We start from the raw sequence: 17,211 nt of genomic DNA, 5'->3' as shown, positions 1-17,211 counted from the left end.
CAGCTCGCGCTTTTTTATTTTGAGTACTTTATTAAACGCTAAATCTACACTAGTAATTCAAACTCTTTTTTATCCAGTTTTCGCCTATTAAGAACGATAGATAACTGACGTATGTCTACGTAAAACTTGCGTGGGGTAATTTCAACATTAGCGATGTCAATGCTTCTGGCTGGGCGCTATCTAAATCTTCAGAGAAAAGATCCTTAAATAGCGTGCTTATTAATTAGCCTTACGTGAGAGTCATGTTCTTATCATTTTATATATAAACAACAGAAGTGGTATCATTGGCGACTAATTATATGACTTGGAAATATTTCGTGCCTTTAAGCTCTTCTAAAAACCCAGCCGCGCTTGCTAATACTGTTGTTGTTCTCGATTTCGAAACCACGGGTTTATCTCCAAACCAAGGCGATCGCGCCATAGAAATTGGTGCGGTGAAGCTAGAAAATGGCGTTATTGTTGATCGCTTTCAAAAATTGATGAATCCTGGTTTTAGAGTAAGCTCGTTCATTGCGAATTACACCGGCATTACCAATGCCATGCTGATGGGAGCGGATGATTGTGCCACGGTCATGCACGAGTTTGCGGACTTCATTCAAGGGTGTAATTTAGTGGCTCATAATGCCTCGTTTGATCAGCGTTTTTTAGATGCAGAGCTTGACGCGATTCAGCGAGATTATGATGGAACGTTCGCGTGTTCATTATTGGTATCAAGACGACTGACTCAAGAAGCACCATCGCATAAGTTGGGAGAGTTAGTGGCTTATCATCAAATCGATAATGATGGTGTGTTCCATAGAGCGTTAGCCGATGCTGAAGTGACGGCTTCATTATGGCAAGTGCTGTTAGATACCCTAGAAAACGATTATGCGATTACAAACCCTGATTTCTCATTAATGCAAAAAATCGCCAAAACCCCAAAAGGGTCAATCGATCTATTTTTAAAGAAACAAGGCTAATTTTACGCTATTTTTTCTTAATTAACGTTTATGTTTTCTTTTGACATAGGCGTTTTTTATTTCCAACCTGAAAGCCAATTTTCTTGGTCTTTTAATTCTTTCCAATCCAGAGATTCTGCTCGTTTTGTCATTACGGCTTCTATTAAACAATGTGTTACTTCATTGTCTTCAAATTCAATTTCAGTAATTAAAAAATGTTTTTCTTTTTTGATCGGATTAACGGCCGTCCATTTACTATTTAAAAGTTTTTTTGGATTAATTTGATTCATTATTATTCCTTAGAGAATGGTTTTTAATTGATCATGATGTGGTTTACAAAGCATAGATCAAATTGATTCAGTTATTGAGTAGAGGAGATTGTTTTTAAGCAAAAACTGCATTTCAATCTACAAAGTGCTATTATTGAACAAGTGTTCAAGTTTTTTGAGAGTAACTTATTATGGCAAAATCAGCCAAATTTAACAGAGATGATGTGATTGAAAAAGCCACCAATCTTTATTGGGAGAAAGGCTTTCACGCCACATCAATGCGTAATCTTCAAGACGTGATTGATATGCGTCCTGGCAGTATTTACGCGACATTTGGCAGTAAAGAAGGGCTATTCAAAGAAGTATTAAACAAATACACCGAAATGGGTGTTGCCCACATTGCTGAATGCAAAGCGAATACGACATCGCCTTTGTCTGCTTTAAAAGAGTTTGTCACGTTGAATATTATTGGCAATAAAGGGCCAGTACCAAGTCGTATGTGTATGCTGGTAAAAACGATTGCAGAATTAACGGAAGAAAACGCAGAATTGCTCGCTGAAGCAAAGAAAATGCTCGTTATCATGGAAGGTCAATTTATTACTTTGTTAGAAGAAGCACAGCAGAAAGGTGAGTTAAGCAAAGACAAAGATGTGACTCAATTAGCGCGTTTTGTTCAAGTACAAATTATGGGATTAAGAGCTTATGCTTGTGCAAGTAATGGCGATGCACCTTTAGAGAAAATGATTGATGATATGTTTGTGTCACTCTAAAAGAGAGCAACGTTACGTTTATTCAACTTAATTTATCAATATCATGGAGTGATTAATGTTAAATGAAAAAACATTGCTTACGATAGGCATGCTTTCAGAGCGAAGTGGTGTTGCCGATTCTGCATTGCGATTCTATGAAACTAAAAATCTCATTGCCTCTATCCGAACGGCGGGAAATCAGCGCCGTTTTCATCCGTCAATGTTAAGGCGCATTGCGCTTATTCAAGTGGCTCAGCTTGTTGGTTTTACGCTAGAAGAAATAACGAAAGAGTTAGCTGACCTACCCATGAAGGAAACGGCAACAAGACGTGATTGGGAAAAGGTCGCAAAGAAATGGCAAAAAGATCTCGATAAAAAAATTGAACAAATCCAGTCTCTTAAAGAAAACTTAACCGGATGTATTGGCTGTGGTTGTTTGAGTATGGATAGATGTCAGTTACTAAACCCTGATGATATTTTGCATGAAGAGGGCAATGGTGCTCAACGCTTGTTATTAAAATAAGCGTCTATTTTTGTGATGGTATTTTTATCTATCAGGCCAAAGAGTAGATGATGGCAGTACCAGCGAGTCATTGGGGTTACTTGGCTTTTATAAAAGACAGCAAGTTATGGTATAACAAAAAGTTGAATGCCCTGTGTTGGCAAAGAAATCAATAGTAAGTTAGCCGTACTATTTGCTGTAAAAATCAGAATAATGAAAGAATATCAAGACCACAAAAGAGCAAGTTTACAGTCTTTCAAGCTAACGCTTGAAAGTCATGGGTATATATCTTTGTGCTCACTGGCAACTTGGAATAATAATTTCCCTAAAGAGAAAGACGCGTCATTGTCACCGAAGAGAACTCATACTTTGTTAATCTCTGGCCTCAAAACTGACGAGTAATCTCTACTCGCTGAGTCCCATTTAATCATGGACTTAGTTTTGTTAAATTGTCGTGGGATATTGACGGTAAACTCAATATGTTAACACCGCCAAACAACGCGTTATCAGAAAATGCTAGAGTGACGGCAATGGATAAACATAAGTGAATAAGATGAATAATAAACACATCGGTGACTTGGTCTTAAGTACCGCACAGATCAATGCGGGCATTCGTATTGTTAGTGACAAATTAAATAAACAGTTTTCTGGTGAAGAAGTGGTGATTATTTCGATGGTTCCAGGGGGCATTATCTTTACTGCAGACATGGTGAGAGAGCTTACGTTGGACATCAAGATGGATTATGTCTCTTGTCCGCATACGCCGGGTGACAGTAATAACAACTCAAGCATTGTGTATCATCAAAATATCCCAATCAAAGGCCAACACGTTATTTTAGTGGACGATGCTATTGAATCTGGTGGCACAATGAAGCGTGTAGCGAAATACATTGCTGAAGAGTTTGGTGTAAAGTCCCTTTCTATCGCCACATTGTTTGTGAAGCCGGGTCGTGTTGATATTCCTTATCCACAATATTTTGCGTATGAAATGGAAAATGACGACATGTTGATAGGGTATGGATTACCTTGGCAAGATAAACACCGTAATATTCCTTTTGTGTCTAAATTAGTGAAATAACAGCTTCAGCATAAAGAGTGAAGCTGTTTTATTTTACTCTCGTGATTCTAAGATAAAAAACGCGCAAGCAATGAATTAGGCAAGGTAGATTGTTCAATCCAAGATGATGGAATTGCCTGATTCGAATCAGTAAAACACGCCCCTAAAATAGCACCGAGTGGGATCGCACGGCCACAGTTATCGCCACCACAATAAATATTCGTTTGAATGGCTTCTTCATAAGAGGTCGCGGTTAATAGAATATGCATAACAACAATAAAAGAGGCATCTAAGCCACAATGTAGCCCAACCTTTTCTGCAACCTGCAAAGAGGTGAGTTTTCTATCTTGTTCTGCTTTTTCTATCTCTTCTTTTATGAATGAGCAGCTCTGCTTTGCTTCTTCAATACATTCTTTAACGGTATGGCCGTTGATCGCCATTTTTATCATGATAGCGACTGCTTGTGCGTATTTCACCGCAATATCATTATTATTGGTAACACGAACCGCCGATTCAATATAGTCAGGCAGTGCATCCTCTTTATAGTGATAAGCAACTAATGCAGGCAGTTTAGAGATGGCTGGGTTTTGTGTATCATCGGCACCAAATATTGAAACCTCTTCTTGATGCATTGCTAATAACGCGATTTTGGTTGGTTTATCTATATACCCTTGCCATTGACCGCCAAAATCAAACCACGTACGAAAACTCGCGATATAACGGCTTTCTGAATACGGTTGAGTGTGGGATAACGACGCCAACATCGCAGTCAATTGTGCGCCATATTGAGAAGGAGAGCCTACCGCCTTTCCTTTGTGAGCAAAATAACCTTTACCTTCGTATTCGTCTTGATTGGGGGCATGAAACTCAGGCGTTGATGCGGTGTATTTTTTAATTAAGGTTTGATCGTATAACCAATGAAACCCCATCGACGCAGTATCAGCGACGAGTGCGCCAAGAATGGCATTGAACGCTCTTTGTTGTGACATGATGTGGCTCCGTTTACCAATAGAGTTTTAGATTAACACTGATTGCAGTAAATGATGATAAATCTATAGGTAGAGTATAGATAAGGGAGTTTCAATTTATCAGGAACCTCGGTAAAGTAGCGCCTATCGTAATGGCATTGCCAAAAAAGTAAGTTTTGTTTATCAAGAGAATATAAATATGACCAACGAAGTAGATATGATCACTAATCTAGAAGATTTAGAAACGTTCTTAATTTCTGTAGAAAGTGGTGGTTTAGGGCTAACGAATGTTGCAGGTATTGCTATGGCAACCAATAATAAAGACGGTCGTCGCTTTGTTGCCGTATTGGATGATAAACACCAACTATTATTCTCTCGTTGGGTAACCGAAGACGTTTTTCAAACGGGACAAGATCTCGTTCGTAATGGCACAAATCGTACGACTCATTAATTATTCATCCTATTGCAACGATAGGGTATGAAAAAAGGCTAAGATACTTTCAATGAGAAAGATCTTAGCCTTTTTGTTTTTTAGCTTCTTTATTCCCTTTCCGATTTAACCAATATTCTTTTGTGGTGTTTTCATGTCGAGATGGTTGATGTACTTACTTATAAAGTAAGGGGGGATGAAAAATACCAGAAGATAAAAGGATTCGTCGAAAAATATCGATGCGATCTTTTCTTCATGGTTTAAATAAGCAAATACAGCGACTATATCTAAGAGGATATAGAGCGCGGCTAAAACCGTTGAAATTACTAAAGCCAAACCAAGAATATCTCTTAGAAAAACTTTGGAGATGGTCATTTTTATTCCCTCAAAAACGTTAAATTAAGATCAACTTACGCCTAATCCACCGATGTTTTTTTGAGCTGTATCAATTTTTTATTTCTGGATGTGAAAAGTAAGATTTACTATTTGATAATAAAGAAAAAATTAATAATTTAACGTGCTAGAAGAGCGCGTGAAATACCCCTGAATTTTTACGTTATTTTCATTATTAATCGTTAATTATTGTTGTTTTTACGGGAGTAAGAGAGTAAAACAAAAGGATGTTAGTCGGACTATAATGGATGAATAAAAAAGGGCTAAGATACTTTCTCTGAGAAAGATCATAACCCCTTTTACTGATAGAGAGACGATAAAAATAGGTTTATCGTCTGAGTTGATTACACATTAATGCTTATGATCAACGTTTGCACATTGTTCAGATTCGTAACGTCCCGCTAAGATCCTTGGCGTATTGTGAATTGAAAATGACACTGAACGTACTGCTTCATTACCTTCTTGTATGGTATAAACCGGATCACGTTTTGGGGTGCTGATTACCATTGAGTTCAGTACCTTACCATCACACACAACCGCTGCCGTTACCGGTTTTTCAGAGCGAGCCACGTTAACGTGGAACTTATTCATGTTGTCCGCATTACGACGGTTGTTTTTAAGGGCATAGGTTAAAATATCCCCTTTGCTTGTGTTGATTTCTAACGCACACTCGCCAGCAATTAAGTTCGCTGAATCATCAGGATAAACATAACCATAAGACCCGTGTAAGGCAGGGAAGATATAGCTATCCAGTTTGTTTTGAGGATCATAATAACCAACCAACGTCGTTACAGGAACGCCAAATGAAGTAGGACGAATAACTTTATTTTGCTCATATTGTCCATCTTGTACCCAAGTTTGACCATCTGAAACAAACACGAAACGGCTGCCGTAGTGAACGACTACCGTTTCGCCATTAATTTCTAGGTTAGAGGTGTAACCAGCATCTGAATTGAAAGTGAAAATCTTCCCTTTATTTGCTGTTGATGCCATAGGAACCGACATATTTCGTTCCCAATGACCGTTCCACGTTGAAAGTGTCACTTTATCGAAATCGATCAGTAGCGTTGCAATATGAGTCGCATTTGCTTCCCATGGTGCCACAGAGGTTGTTTCAAGATCGTCAATCGTGTGAGTGTATTCAACCATGGCTTCTGTTTTTTCATCCCACTTTTTAAAACCGGTTGATGAGGTTTCATCAAATACGATTTTGCTTTCTAAGTTTTGTTGAATGAAATGCATTGAATACGGGGTATACATGGTAAAACGTTGCGCGCCATACATAGCCCAGCCGCCAGCCATTGAATCGGATCCAAAGCTGAACATGCCATTGAATGGTTCAACACATTGGCCGTCAAGACAGCTTTGAACGCCATTATTAGACGGTGAAAAGTTTGGAATAAACACATCACGTGAAGAATCCCAACCCCATGTTGAGTTGCTCATATTTGCAGGTTTATGGATAGACCCATTGAACCCACCAGGATAATGGCCTAAACCATAGTTATGACCCACTTCATGGCTAAGTTCGTTACCAATTGAGCTATCAAGCGTCACCATGCCTGCGCCACCAGAGCCACCGTGCATTTGCACGCCATTATTGTAATTGCCTCGGGTGTTATGGGCTGTTAGCTGAGCCGCTAAATAAGGGTTTTCTCCTTCGCCAACCCCCGCAGTTGAATGAATACCATAGTTCGCATTGTTTATACCGATAGAGATAAGTTCTTTGCCAATACGCTGACGCATGGTGCCTGAGTGCCAGCCACCATCACTTGGATCGTGATCGGTTAATAACGTACCATCAGGCAGCATCACTTCAGTAAAGTGTACTGACTCATATTCACTCACAATCATTTTACTGACTGGTGCGGTTTCAAAGTACTCACGTTGTGCTTCTTTGTCGGCTTGAAAATGGAAAGAATCACGAGGCTCAACAAGCATACCTACGTCAATGGTATGCATCAGTAATTCAGTTGGTGCGCCCACTTTTATCTGGCTTAATGTCCCTTTCTTACCTTGGTTTTCGAATGACAGGCTCAGACCAGGATTAAGCCATTCTTTTGGTAAGTCGGCTGACCAGAAACCATCGGCGTAACCGATGTCATTAAAAAGTAAATCGTCTTGTAATACCCATGTTCCTTTCACGTTTTTAAATACCGTTGTTGTACCATTTACAATGGTTTTAGAACGTTGTGGGTAATAACTTACATTTGAGTTGTAACCAGCGCTTGATGTAAATACAAACGTTTTACCATCAAGTTGTGGGTTATTTTGTTCAAGCGCAATGTCTCGGATCCAGTGGCCATTCCACGTGCTTAGTTTGACGACGTTATGGTCTGTAAGTGCGGCAGAAATGGCATCACTCGAGACTTCACGTACATTAAACGCCGCTTCAGGATCATAGCTAAAATCAATGTTTGTGTCGGTAATTTCAGCGATTGCCATTACGTTACGCGCTAATGTATCAGGACGAATCATCTCTAGGGTGCCGAGTGTTTTTCCGTTATGATCCATTGCTGTTAATGTGACTTCAGCGTACGAAGCAAAGGCTTCTGTTGGCTTAAACATGACTTTTGTTTTGCGCTGAGCAACCAAATGCATGCGTTTTTCTTGCTCATCGACTTTAGCCGGAACGATATGTGCTTGAGCAAATAATACGCCGCCAGAGATGTCACCAACTAACACATTTTCTAATTGATTGGTGTTAAAGAAGACCGCTGGTTTTTCAATAACAGGAGTACACTCTGAGGTATCGATCTCGGTCGACATCGTGTTTTCCCAAATGTAATTACCTTCGTTGTCTTTAGAGCCTCTTGCTGCAGCATAAAGACCAAATGTACATTTCTCAGCGATATCAAATGTTTCTGGGTAGATGTCAAATCCACCGTCGTACCAATATTTTTCCCATTGAGTAGGAAGGAAATCAAATACGGTTTCAAATTCCGAATCAAAATCCATTAAGCCAAATTTCACATTGCCGTCAAAATTAATTCTTAGCTTTTTACCTTTATATTCAAGATACTTTTGTTCGCCATCTTGGGTAACATTGCTCGGGTTGCTGGCAAGGACAGCCAGTTCAGTCATTTTATTTACAATCTGAACGCTCGCCTCATCTAGTGGGTGGGGGGTTGCGTAAACATTAGCAGCTAGCGTTGATCCGATGATCATGCCTAATAGTGTCTTTTTCATATGACTCTCTCTTTTTATTATTATCATTAAATAACCAGTGTCTTTGTAATCTATAGGTTTCATTCGCGAGACTTATAAGTTAAAGGTGGAATTAAGATATTTAATTTTTTTGAAAGTCAGATATTTATTCCAAATTTTCGATGTATAAAAGAAAATTCATTAATAAATAGGCAGTAAAGTCGCTATTTTTGTCCTTTTATTCTGGCAGTGATAAAATCGACCGCGGCTTTGACTTTAGGGGTTGCATAAGCCAGTTTTTGATAAAGCATATACACACCAAGAATTTGGCTTTGTGTGATGCTTAATGGTTCATCAAAATGAAGCTCTATTAATTCGTTAACATCAAAGTAGGGTTGCAATACCCATCGTGGCATCATCAGGATCCCTTCGCCTTGTACTGCTTTTTCTGCCAACCATTTTCCATTATTTGTGATGAGTGAGCTTGGGGCCGATACGTTTTTCCATTCACCGTTTATTTCACTTAACCACGGTGTTGGACCATGAGGGGTTTTAAAATAAAGCCCTTTATGATTAGGCAGATCTTTTGTGCTTTTAGGCTGGCCATATTTGGCGAGATAAGACGGTGAAGCTGCAGGAACGAATTGATTATCCATAAGGTGTATAGCAACGACCCGTTCATCTGGCGCGAAGCCACCGCGAATCGCAATGTCTACATCATCTCTGTCTAGCTTAGAGAGTTGATCGTTTAATTCTACGTCCAATAAAATATCAGGGTAGCGTAATGAGAATTCATCCAATATCGGAGCAAGAATACGCTCACCAAAGCCCACCATTGAACTAATTTTAAGCGTGCCAGTAGGGAGGGTTTGATAATCTTTCACTGAGCGATCACACTGTTCAAGTTGCTGAATAAGATCCGTCACTTGAGTGTAATACTGTAAACCCACCTCGGTCAGAGATACGGTTCGTGTGGTTCGTTTGAGAAGTTGAGCCCCAAGTGATGCCTCAAGGTCGGCAATTCGGCGAGAGACAGAAGACGCTGGGACATCAAATTTTTTAGCCGCCGCGGAGAAGTTTCCTGCCTCCACGGTTGCGGTGAAATATTTTAGGGCGCGTAGTTGATCCATAATGTCATTGTTGCCTTTTTAACAATAGATACTCCCATATTACCCTCTATATCTTAGGTAAAATAGAGGTAATACGGTGTTCACTTCCATAAACAATGATTAACAATAAAAATTATCTCAAAGCACAAGCCAGTTACAAATAAAAAGAATCTTGCGATTGATAAGGGGAAAGTCTGGTTTCGTGAAATGGAAGTGGTAGCATGATCCTGTATCTTATTTTAAGGAATTGAAAAATGGTTACTACGACGCCAACGCATTTTAAAGTGAAAGTGAACACTAACAAAGGAAGTTCTTACTGGACACTCAGTGGGTCTACGACCATTTTTGAAGACGCCGCGGTATTTACTATGGCGTCCATGTCTGATTTTTTTCGACAATCTCTCGCGCAAGATTTTATTGAATTATTGCCTGTTGAATAAAACACATCTGAAAATAAATAGGTCATATATACCGGCGTATAAGTGACCTAATTTTCTTCTTCTTCTTCCTATTTCTACTCTTGGCTATTTAGCATTTCCAGACATTGTTCAGGTTGAATTGGCGCGGGTGCTCTTTTTTTCTGTGGCACAGGGTTTAGTCGCCAACTCTGTGTTTCATGTCCGCAGCCATCTCCTTTTGGTGGCTCGGGTTGATTAATGCAGTTAGTGTCTTTGTCTGAACAAGACAGACGTACATGCATATGTGCACTGTGTCCCCACCAAGGACGAACCTTACGCAACCATTGAGTATCCCCATTCTCTTGCTCACACAGTTTTTCTTTGATGGCCGAATTCACAAAGATACGCGCCACTCTGTCATCCTGTGCGGCGGCTTTAATTAAACCAAAGTGCTCCGTTTTCCAGTATTTGTCTCGAATGCTTGATGTCGATTTATCGACAAGGTTAATTGAATAAGGTTGATTAAGCTCTTTCTCTGTTAAGGGCTGGGCCAATAAACGAAACCAAATATCAATATCAAGACCTGTTTGATGACTTGAATGACCATGAGAGAATCGACCGCCTTGTGGTAATGACATATCCGCAATTAATAGCTGCTTATTGAGTTCTTTTTCTGATGTGAGGGAAAGATCTTGAATAAAACGAATGGTATCGGAATGCGCAAAATATCGCTTTCGTTCACTGCGAACGACTTGGTAACCAGAACCGCTTAAGGGTAAAGCGAGTGCACCTTCAAGGCACCCATTAGCATAGCTACCAATAGATTCGACCGCTGTCTGGCTAGGCGCTTGTATTGATTCCCAAGGGGTCGCATTTACTGAGAAGCTGCAATAACTAAAATAAAAAGCAATGAGGCAATAACGCATAAGTCATTTTCACCATGATAAATAAATGTGGATTATGAGCGAGATAATGGAATGTTATTTTGAGTGCGGCAATAAAGCCTCTCTAAACTTATAGTGATATTAGAACACAAAATCATTTGGAATTTGTATTGGACTCACCTCACAGTTATAAATCATTCATTCTCTTATTACCTACTTTTTATTAGAGGTAATAATCATATTTTACTAAATAAATCAAAGGTATATTGTGATGCATGATTCGCTATGTTACATACATTAATAATGATTTGAAGAAAATTGCACGGAGTGCAACGGTCAATCATCACTGAGGATCAGATGTTTGATCTATTGAAATGTGTGAACATGGAAAGAATTAAATTATGAAAAAAATAAATAAAATAACAGCTGCAATATTGAGCGTGATGCTTAGTGGTTATGTATATGCTTCTGATGAAAATCAGACCTCTAGCGTTGTTCCTTTTGCTTTAGGTGGATTATGCGAGGGCTTCAATATTTATCCAGACTGGACACGTGGTGATCATGCAACAAGCGGTGACATTATGGTTCATAACAGTATCGCTTATTCTGCGGTTTACTGGACACAAACGACACCAGGTAGTGATAGTTCATGGGCACTTCATCTAAATTGTGATGGCTCAGATCCAGGTACAGCTCCGGTTCTTTCGTTACCAAATCCGATGGATCCTATTCGTCTAGAAGTCACTGGTTGGCCAAATACATTTGTTGTTACTAGTCCATCGTCAATGGCACCGATGACGTTAACGATTGAAACAAGTAGCAGTACAGAGTTAGCTGATGTAAATAAACTAACTAATGCGTTTGTATCTATCATTGAAATGTTAGAACAAGCAGGTTCTTCATCAATTATTATCAGTAGTGATGTGCTTGATAAAGCGATACAAGATAAAGGCCAATTTATAGATAATATTGCGGTTAAGGAAGCGCTAACAAACGCGGTTGATATTACGGGTAGTAAAATCGATATAACTCAAGTAAATGCACTTAGCAATGACCTGAAGGGTTGGGCTCAAGCTCATAATCTCATCATATCAACGGTTGCGCCAGAAGCGAGTTTTGGATGGTCTTTAAGTATTGGTGATTTTGCTTACGATACGCATTCAGGCAGACAATCTGTGTGGAATGCAGCCTCTAACTACACCGCAGATTTACTTGATAAATTAGAGCTTTATAAAGTAACAACAGCAACTAAAGCTGATTTTGTTGTTTTCACTAAATCAAGCGCAACAACGGCATTGTCAAATGCTCAATGGCACAGTGCACTTGAGTATGTGAAACAAGTCACCGATTACATGAAGACTCCAGCTATGTTGGCAAATATTCCAACAGCGCAAGCCGCTACCTATTTCATGGGTGACCTCACTCATGATCAACAAATTCGTAAAGCGGCGTACAGTAATATTTTTGCTATTTTGTTTGACAAAGATAGCGCTGATTTAACGACTAAAATTGAACGTTACCAAGGTGCGAAAGTGCCTCTATATTATGTTGGAGCAGAGTTAGAAAAAGGCTCATTAACACGTATTGAAGCATTGAACAGCGAGTTAACGAATGTTACCGATGTGATGAATAACGAAGTGTTCTTATATGAAACACCGCAATCCCAGTGGGTTCCATCGACCGTGTATAAATGGCCAGACTTCCTTGATGGTCTAAATGCAATGCACAATATCGGTGTTGCAGGCAATAAGTTCTGGCTACTGAGTGATGAAGTGGATGATGCTATCAACATCATTTATGCAAAAGTCGCGATCGCTGCTTTCTTAGCTCAAAGTATGCAAGAGACTATTCGCTACAATGCTTGTGACGAAAATAACTGGTCTGAAGTGAAATATGGTGCTCCAACAGACTATCCGATGTCTGCGAGTTGTGGTCAGCTTGGACAAAAATACGCAGATTACGGTGTTAATCCGGTTTCAGGTTTAGACTTTGCTTATTCTTGTCCTCGTGATAACAAGATGGAAGTCAGTGCTTTAACACACGCTAAATGGTACGGCGCTCCAGCTCCAGTTTTTGCTGCTCCTGATGCAGTATTAGAAGAGCGTGGCCTTCTTGTTAATGGTAGCGTTGGTCGTTGGACAAACAGTGGTCACTGTAACGTTGTGCCTGATAAAGTCGATACCTCTAAACAAGTATGGGAGCGTGACGAATGTAAAATTTACGTTGGTCAAAAAGCGGGTACTTTCCTATGGGACGGCAGTAGCCAAGAAAGTGTGGAGGGTTGTGGTTGGTGGGGCCGAGGTGTTATTCAAACCACTGGTCGTCAGAACTTCGGTACGTTGAACCATTATTTAGGACGTTCACACGTGGATCCTGAGACGATTGGCAAAACTATTGATGGCATAACGGTTGAAGCGCCACCGACAAACCCATTATATGCAGATCTTGATCTATGTTCGAATCCAGGGTTGATTTGTAGTTCTGAAGAGAATAAAGAAATTAAATGGATTGCAGGCTTGTTTTACTGGGTAACCTCAGTACAAGCTTATTCAGATGAGGGGGGGCAATACGCCGATTGGAACTACTACAATGAAATTAAAAAATATGTTGATAGTGGCTTGAAAGGGACTCAATTTATTGATGATGTTTCTGGTATTGTAAACCGTGGTTGTCCTGACGCGACTTGTTCGACTGGTGATGTTCATAATATTAAAGAACGCCAAGCTAACTTTAAGTTAGTGTTAGAAAAATTAGGTCTTAATCCACAATAAGCTATATTGAATGCAATCAGTCAGTAAAGATTGGTTGATAGTAATTAAAAACCCCGCTTTTTTAAGTGGGGTTATTTTTTGGGATATGTTTTTTACAACAATCCAAAATAATTGAATTTACTCTCTCGTTAAACTGTAATTGGCACCTGATATATGAGTAATAGCAGTAAGTTTATCACTATATAATGGCGTAATTAAAAAGTAGAACCCTTGATAAGATAATTAACTATCACTAGCGTATAAAACCGCAAATTTATAATTTTTATAAATATAACCCTACATTTAATATTAATGTCAGTTAAAAGTAGGTCAATTTAGGGTTTAGATCGCATTATATAAATAACGTAAGATTTGACGGTTAAATTTGAGATTTGTGTATCAAATAGAGGAACACGCAGATGATATAAAGACAAAATACACTTGCAAAAAGTAAGTGTTAATAATGTCATTATGATTCTGGAGTAGCAGTATGCAAGACAATAATGCACGATTTCCCACGATAGCTAAGGTTCTAATTTTTAGACAATTTTTATGGGGTGCCGCTTTCTATGGTGCTTTTGTTCTTTTAACCAAATTCTTCCTCAATGATCTTAATTACAGTGAAGCCGATACCATTATGATGATGGGCGCCTTTGGTGCGGTTGGTCCTGTATTTTCAGCTGTTGGTGGTTTTCTAGCGGATAAATTTATAGGTGCGTTTCGTGCCGTTTATATTGGTTATGCGGTTTATTTAGTGGGGTTCTTATTACTCGGTATTGGGGCAAGCCAACTTAATATTCCAATGAGTATTTTAGCTATTGCATTAATTGGTTTTGCTCGTGGTTTATCTGCTACTTGTCCAACGGTGCTGTTTGGTAACTCCTATTCTGAAACTAACCGTGAATCCTTTCAACAAGGTCTTACGGTTAACTATTCAATTAATAATCTTGGTTCTTTTTCTGCTAAATACCTTTTTCCTTTTTTAATCACTTATCTCGCATACCAAGGTGTTTTCTTTGTATCTGCAATATTAATGGCGCTCAACTTGGTTCTCTTTTATAAGTATCGTAAAGAGCTTGCAAGTGTCGGTAATGATTTAGATAAAGCACCATTATCAGTAAAAACATGGGTGTTATTTTTTTCGGGTTCAGCAGCAATGCTTGGCTTAATATTTTGGATATTCTCAAATCTTGATACGGGTAAATACATTCTTTATGCATTAGGTTTTGGCGCTATTGGTTACTTCATTTATGAGATAACAAAAGCGACCCGTGCATTTCAATATAAAATGGTGGCAGTGCTTATTACCGTTTGTATCTTAATCGTGTTCTATTTCTTTTATGGTCAAATGTTTACCTCAATGAACATGTATGCGATTAATTTAATGGATGACACCTTACTTGGCTTTATTCCTATTCACCCTGAATCGAACATGGCATTTAATCCGCTATGGTGTTTTGTGCTTGGTGGGCCAATGATCCAACTGTACGCATGGTTAGATCGCAAAGGCTACTCACCAACGATTCCAACTAAAATTGCCGGCGCATTTATGTTAACCACTATTGCATTTGCTTTGTTGGGATTTTCTGCGGGCACAATGGGAGAAAATGGAAAAATCTCAGCAGACTGGATTTTATTTGTTCACTTTTTCCAATCAGGTGCAGAGCTTATCGTTGGTGCATTAGGCGCTGGATTCATTTTTGAAATGGTACCGCGTTATCTTGCAGCCTTCTCGATTGGATTACGTGCTGTGGCTATCTCATTAAGTGGAATATTAGCGGCTGTGATAGCAACAAAAATCGCTTTACCTAAAGACATCGTATTTACCCCAGAAGTGGTGGAGACGGTATATACCAGTTATTTTTATATGCTAGCGCAAGTGGCGGCGTTTATGGCGGTATTGACGTTAGGATTATCTAAAGTGATTCAAAGGTTAATCGCTCGTGGAGAAGCGTTAGAGGCAGAAGAAAAAGCGGGAGCATCAATGAAGCCTGAAGCTCAGAATTAGTCTTTAATTACGAATACTGTTTAATTATCCAAAATAAAAAGGGCGAATGTTGCCCTTTTTTATGAAAAATAGATAAGATCTTTTTTTTGTAATTCAGGGTAATTATCCTATGCAATTACACCTTAATTTATCTGCACCAATCTATTGATTTCATTCTCTAAATTGTCAAAATATGGGTTCCATGTGAGTCGAGCATAAGCCTTTCCTTCTTCTTGATAACCCCATGCAGAGAACCACACATTTTCTCCTTGCTTGCAGGATTGGGTTTGTTCGTCGTCTAAACTATTTGTACAGATCAGCTTTTCTGCTTTTTTCCCATAATAACTATTGTTGGGCGAAAATAATGGGCTCATATGTGATGCGGTGCTGATGTGTAACGTATCTAACGTCATCGGGTAGGCTTGAGTTCGTTGCTTTATTAGTAGGCTTTGTTGATCGCCATACCAAATCAATTGACTGTTAGGGTTTACAAACTTATCTGCGAAAAATCCCGTGGTTGCTTGTGAATTAATAATACTATCTGCTTCACTAATGGCAATTAAGGTAGGTACGGTAATTTCTTTATTGGCGATCGTATTTCTAAATGCAACGGCACTGTCGGAGTATTGAGCCATACCGTGCATGGATATAGAGCTGTATCGTGCAAAATTATTTTCTTTTTTTGATATACCATCCCAAAATACAGAAACGACTGAACTTAGTTTTTCTAATGTAGGATTTAGTGATTCAAAACCGGGAGAGACAAAGACAAGACCATCAATCCCTCCATTATTTAATGTATGAATCGCCGTTAAATTAGCGCCAGTTGAAAACCCACTTAGCCACACTTCTTGATAGTCTTTTTTAAGTAGATTAGCGTAATGGTCAACAATATTTTGCCAGTCTTGATATGTCGTTAAGTGCATATCTTCTGGTTTACTTCCATGCCCCGGAAGCAAAAGAACTTGCACATAAAACCCTTGCTTAGCAAATGTAGTCGCAAGATCACTAAAGCTGTATGGAGAATCTCCTAATCCATGCACCAGTAGAATTGCTTTTTTCGATTTTGTATTACCACGCTCAAAAGGCATGTTCATTGTTAATTCTTTTTCATGATCATCAGAGATAAAAGCGCGATGTTCAGAGAGCCAATCTTTGGTTTCGGCTAAGTACTGATCAAATGAGGGCTGAAGATAATTGTAATACTGTTCAGATAAATGCAAAGGTTTGGGGCTATTGGAGAACGCTGAGCACCCGACAAGAGCAAGCAACAGTAAACTGAGCGCAGTTAAATACATAATGAATTTACGCACGATGATTCCTTAAATTATGATTAATCTTATTCTGTTGTTGATAAATTAAGGATTCAAGAAGCGATATCTTCAATTGGCGTGCTCTTGCCATTGCATCAACGCATCATTAAACCGTCATATAGCAAATTATAAGCTTTATTAATAGGACTTGAATGGATTGCCCGATCTTTATTATTAAATTTTTCTTGGTAGCCATGAATAATAAAGATTGAGAATTAAACAGAGCTAAATCCACATTTAAAGCTTAATCAATAGTTACCCATCGCCGTAGTCGCTAATATTTAAACCTGAATTACGACATAAGTAAATCAAAGACC

At 38.9% G+C, this 17,211-nt stretch carries 14 protein-coding genes; 8 read left to right on the top strand and 6 right to left on the bottom strand.

Annotated features, from left to right (window positions below):
* Window positions 1-299 precede the first annotated feature (299 nt).
* Complete coding sequence (locus AACV33_RS06145; protein ID WP_051108237.1) at window positions 300-959, top strand: 3'-5' exonuclease; 660 nt, start codon at window positions 300-302, stop codon at window positions 957-959.
* Between the two features lie 56 nt (window positions 960-1,015).
* On the opposite strand, the gene AACV33_RS06140 is transcribed toward AACV33_RS06145, so the two are convergent.
* On the bottom strand, window positions 1,016-1,228 hold the full coding sequence (locus AACV33_RS06140; RefSeq protein WP_017021019.1) for a TIGR02450 family Trp-rich protein: 213 nt from the start codon (window positions 1,226-1,228) through the stop codon (window positions 1,016-1,018).
* 170 nt (window positions 1,229-1,398) lie between these two features.
* Between AACV33_RS06140 and AACV33_RS06135 the strand changes: the two genes are divergently transcribed.
* The 3 genes from AACV33_RS06135 (at window position 1,399) to AACV33_RS06125 (ending at window position 3,536) form a co-directional block, all read left to right on the top strand.
* Complete coding sequence (locus tag AACV33_RS06135; protein WP_182699209.1) at window positions 1,399-1,977, top strand: TetR/AcrR family transcriptional regulator; 579 nt, start codon at window positions 1,399-1,401, stop codon at window positions 1,975-1,977.
* A 55-nt stretch (window positions 1,978-2,032) separates the two neighbouring features.
* Window positions 2,033-2,479 carry a redox-sensitive transcriptional activator SoxR gene (gene soxR, locus AACV33_RS06130; RefSeq protein WP_012551608.1) on the top strand — a complete coding sequence of 149 codons (447 nt, stop codon included), beginning with the start codon at window positions 2,033-2,035 and terminating at the stop codon, window positions 2,477-2,479.
* A gap of 532 nt (window positions 2,480-3,011) precedes the next feature.
* Window positions 3,012-3,536, top strand: a complete 525-nt coding sequence (locus tag AACV33_RS06125; RefSeq protein ID WP_023602758.1) for a phosphoribosyltransferase — start codon at window positions 3,012-3,014, stop codon at window positions 3,534-3,536.
* A gap of 47 nt (window positions 3,537-3,583) precedes the next feature.
* Here the strand turns inward: AACV33_RS06125 and AACV33_RS06120 are convergent, their stop codons facing one another.
* Window positions 3,584-4,504: an ADP-ribosylglycohydrolase family protein gene (locus AACV33_RS06120; RefSeq protein WP_182699208.1), complete on the bottom strand. Its 921-nt coding sequence runs from the start codon at window positions 4,502-4,504 to the stop codon at window positions 3,584-3,586.
* A 178-nt stretch (window positions 4,505-4,682) separates the two neighbouring features.
* On the opposite strand from AACV33_RS06120, the gene AACV33_RS06115 reads away from it, so the two are divergent.
* Complete coding sequence (locus AACV33_RS06115; RefSeq protein ID WP_012551609.1) at window positions 4,683-4,934, top strand: hypothetical protein; 252 nt, start codon at window positions 4,683-4,685, stop codon at window positions 4,932-4,934.
* A gap of 723 nt (window positions 4,935-5,657) precedes the next feature.
* Here AACV33_RS06115 and AACV33_RS06105 read toward each other — a convergent pair.
* Both AACV33_RS06105 and AACV33_RS06100 read right to left on the bottom strand, forming a co-directional pair.
* On the bottom strand, window positions 5,658-8,495 hold the full coding sequence (locus AACV33_RS06105) for a M66 family metalloprotease (protein WP_182699207.1): 2,838 nt from the start codon (window positions 8,493-8,495) through the stop codon (window positions 5,658-5,660).
* 182 nt (window positions 8,496-8,677) lie between these two features.
* Window positions 8,678-9,583 carry a LysR family transcriptional regulator gene (locus AACV33_RS06100; protein ID WP_182699206.1) on the bottom strand — a complete coding sequence of 302 codons (906 nt, stop codon included), beginning with the start codon at window positions 9,581-9,583 and terminating at the stop codon, window positions 8,678-8,680.
* A gap of 233 nt (window positions 9,584-9,816) precedes the next feature.
* On the opposite strand from AACV33_RS06100, the gene AACV33_RS06095 reads away from it, so the two are divergent.
* Window positions 9,817-10,002: a hypothetical protein gene (locus AACV33_RS06095; protein WP_017021012.1), complete on the top strand. Its 186-nt coding sequence runs from the start codon at window positions 9,817-9,819 to the stop codon at window positions 10,000-10,002.
* A gap of 74 nt (window positions 10,003-10,076) precedes the next feature.
* On the opposite strand, the gene mepA is transcribed toward AACV33_RS06095, so the two are convergent.
* Window positions 10,077-10,886: a penicillin-insensitive murein endopeptidase gene (gene mepA / locus AACV33_RS06090; RefSeq protein WP_182699205.1), complete on the bottom strand. Its 810-nt coding sequence runs from the start codon at window positions 10,884-10,886 to the stop codon at window positions 10,077-10,079.
* Window positions 10,887-11,245: 359 nt separating this feature from the next.
* Between mepA and AACV33_RS06085 the strand changes: the two genes are divergently transcribed.
* The gene (locus AACV33_RS06085) at window positions 11,246-13,615 is read left to right on the top strand and encodes a cellulose-binding domain-containing protein (protein ID WP_182699204.1); all 2,370 of its coding nucleotides are present in this window, start codon (window positions 11,246-11,248) and stop codon (window positions 13,613-13,615) included.
* Window positions 13,616-14,084: 469 nt separating this feature from the next.
* Entirely contained in the window at window positions 14,085-15,602 is a 1,518-nt protein-coding gene (locus AACV33_RS06080; protein WP_182699203.1) for a peptide MFS transporter, read from the top strand.
* A gap of 122 nt (window positions 15,603-15,724) precedes the next feature.
* On the opposite strand, the gene AACV33_RS06075 is transcribed toward AACV33_RS06080, so the two are convergent.
* Window positions 15,725-16,894, bottom strand: a complete 1,170-nt coding sequence (locus AACV33_RS06075) for an alpha/beta fold hydrolase (protein WP_182699202.1) — start codon at window positions 16,892-16,894, stop codon at window positions 15,725-15,727.
* Between the last annotated feature and the right edge of the window lie 317 nt (window positions 16,895-17,211).

The organism is Aliivibrio sp. SR45-2 (assembly GCF_963890165.1).
Lineage (GTDB): Bacteria > Pseudomonadota > Gammaproteobacteria > Enterobacterales > Vibrionaceae > Aliivibrio > Aliivibrio salmonicida.
This window is presented reverse-complemented; position numbering and strand designations above follow the sequence as displayed.

What these genes read in the sequence shown, in the direction of transcription:
- AACV33_RS06140 (WP_017021019.1), bottom strand. Translation starts at nt 1,228, where the DNA reads ATGAATCAAATTAATCCAAAAAAACTTTTAAATAGTAAATGGACGGCC.
- AACV33_RS06085 (WP_182699204.1), top strand. Translation starts at nt 11,246, where the DNA reads ATGAAAAAAATAAATAAAATAACAGCTGCAATATTGAGCGTGATGCTT.
- AACV33_RS06145 (WP_051108237.1), top strand. Translation starts at nt 300, where the DNA reads ATGACTTGGAAATATTTCGTGCCTTTAAGCTCTTCTAAAAACCCAGCC.
- soxR (WP_012551608.1), top strand. Translation starts at nt 2,033, where the DNA reads ATGTTAAATGAAAAAACATTGCTTACGATAGGCATGCTTTCAGAGCGA.
- mepA (WP_182699205.1), bottom strand. Translation starts at nt 10,886, where the DNA reads ATGCGTTATTGCCTCATTGCTTTTTATTTTAGTTATTGCAGCTTCTCA.
- AACV33_RS06080 (WP_182699203.1), top strand. Translation starts at nt 14,085, where the DNA reads ATGCAAGACAATAATGCACGATTTCCCACGATAGCTAAGGTTCTAATT.
- AACV33_RS06095 (WP_017021012.1), top strand. Translation starts at nt 9,817, where the DNA reads ATGGTTACTACGACGCCAACGCATTTTAAAGTGAAAGTGAACACTAAC.
- AACV33_RS06125 (WP_023602758.1), top strand. Translation starts at nt 3,012, where the DNA reads ATGAATAATAAACACATCGGTGACTTGGTCTTAAGTACCGCACAGATC.
- AACV33_RS06135 (WP_182699209.1), top strand. Translation starts at nt 1,399, where the DNA reads ATGGCAAAATCAGCCAAATTTAACAGAGATGATGTGATTGAAAAAGCC.
- AACV33_RS06100 (WP_182699206.1), bottom strand. Translation starts at nt 9,583, where the DNA reads ATGGATCAACTACGCGCCCTAAAATATTTCACCGCAACCGTGGAGGCA.
- AACV33_RS06105 (WP_182699207.1), bottom strand. Translation starts at nt 8,495, where the DNA reads ATGAAAAAGACACTATTAGGCATGATCATCGGATCAACGCTAGCTGCT.
- AACV33_RS06115 (WP_012551609.1), top strand. Translation starts at nt 4,683, where the DNA reads ATGACCAACGAAGTAGATATGATCACTAATCTAGAAGATTTAGAAACG.
- AACV33_RS06120 (WP_182699208.1), bottom strand. Translation starts at nt 4,504, where the DNA reads ATGTCACAACAAAGAGCGTTCAATGCCATTCTTGGCGCACTCGTCGCT.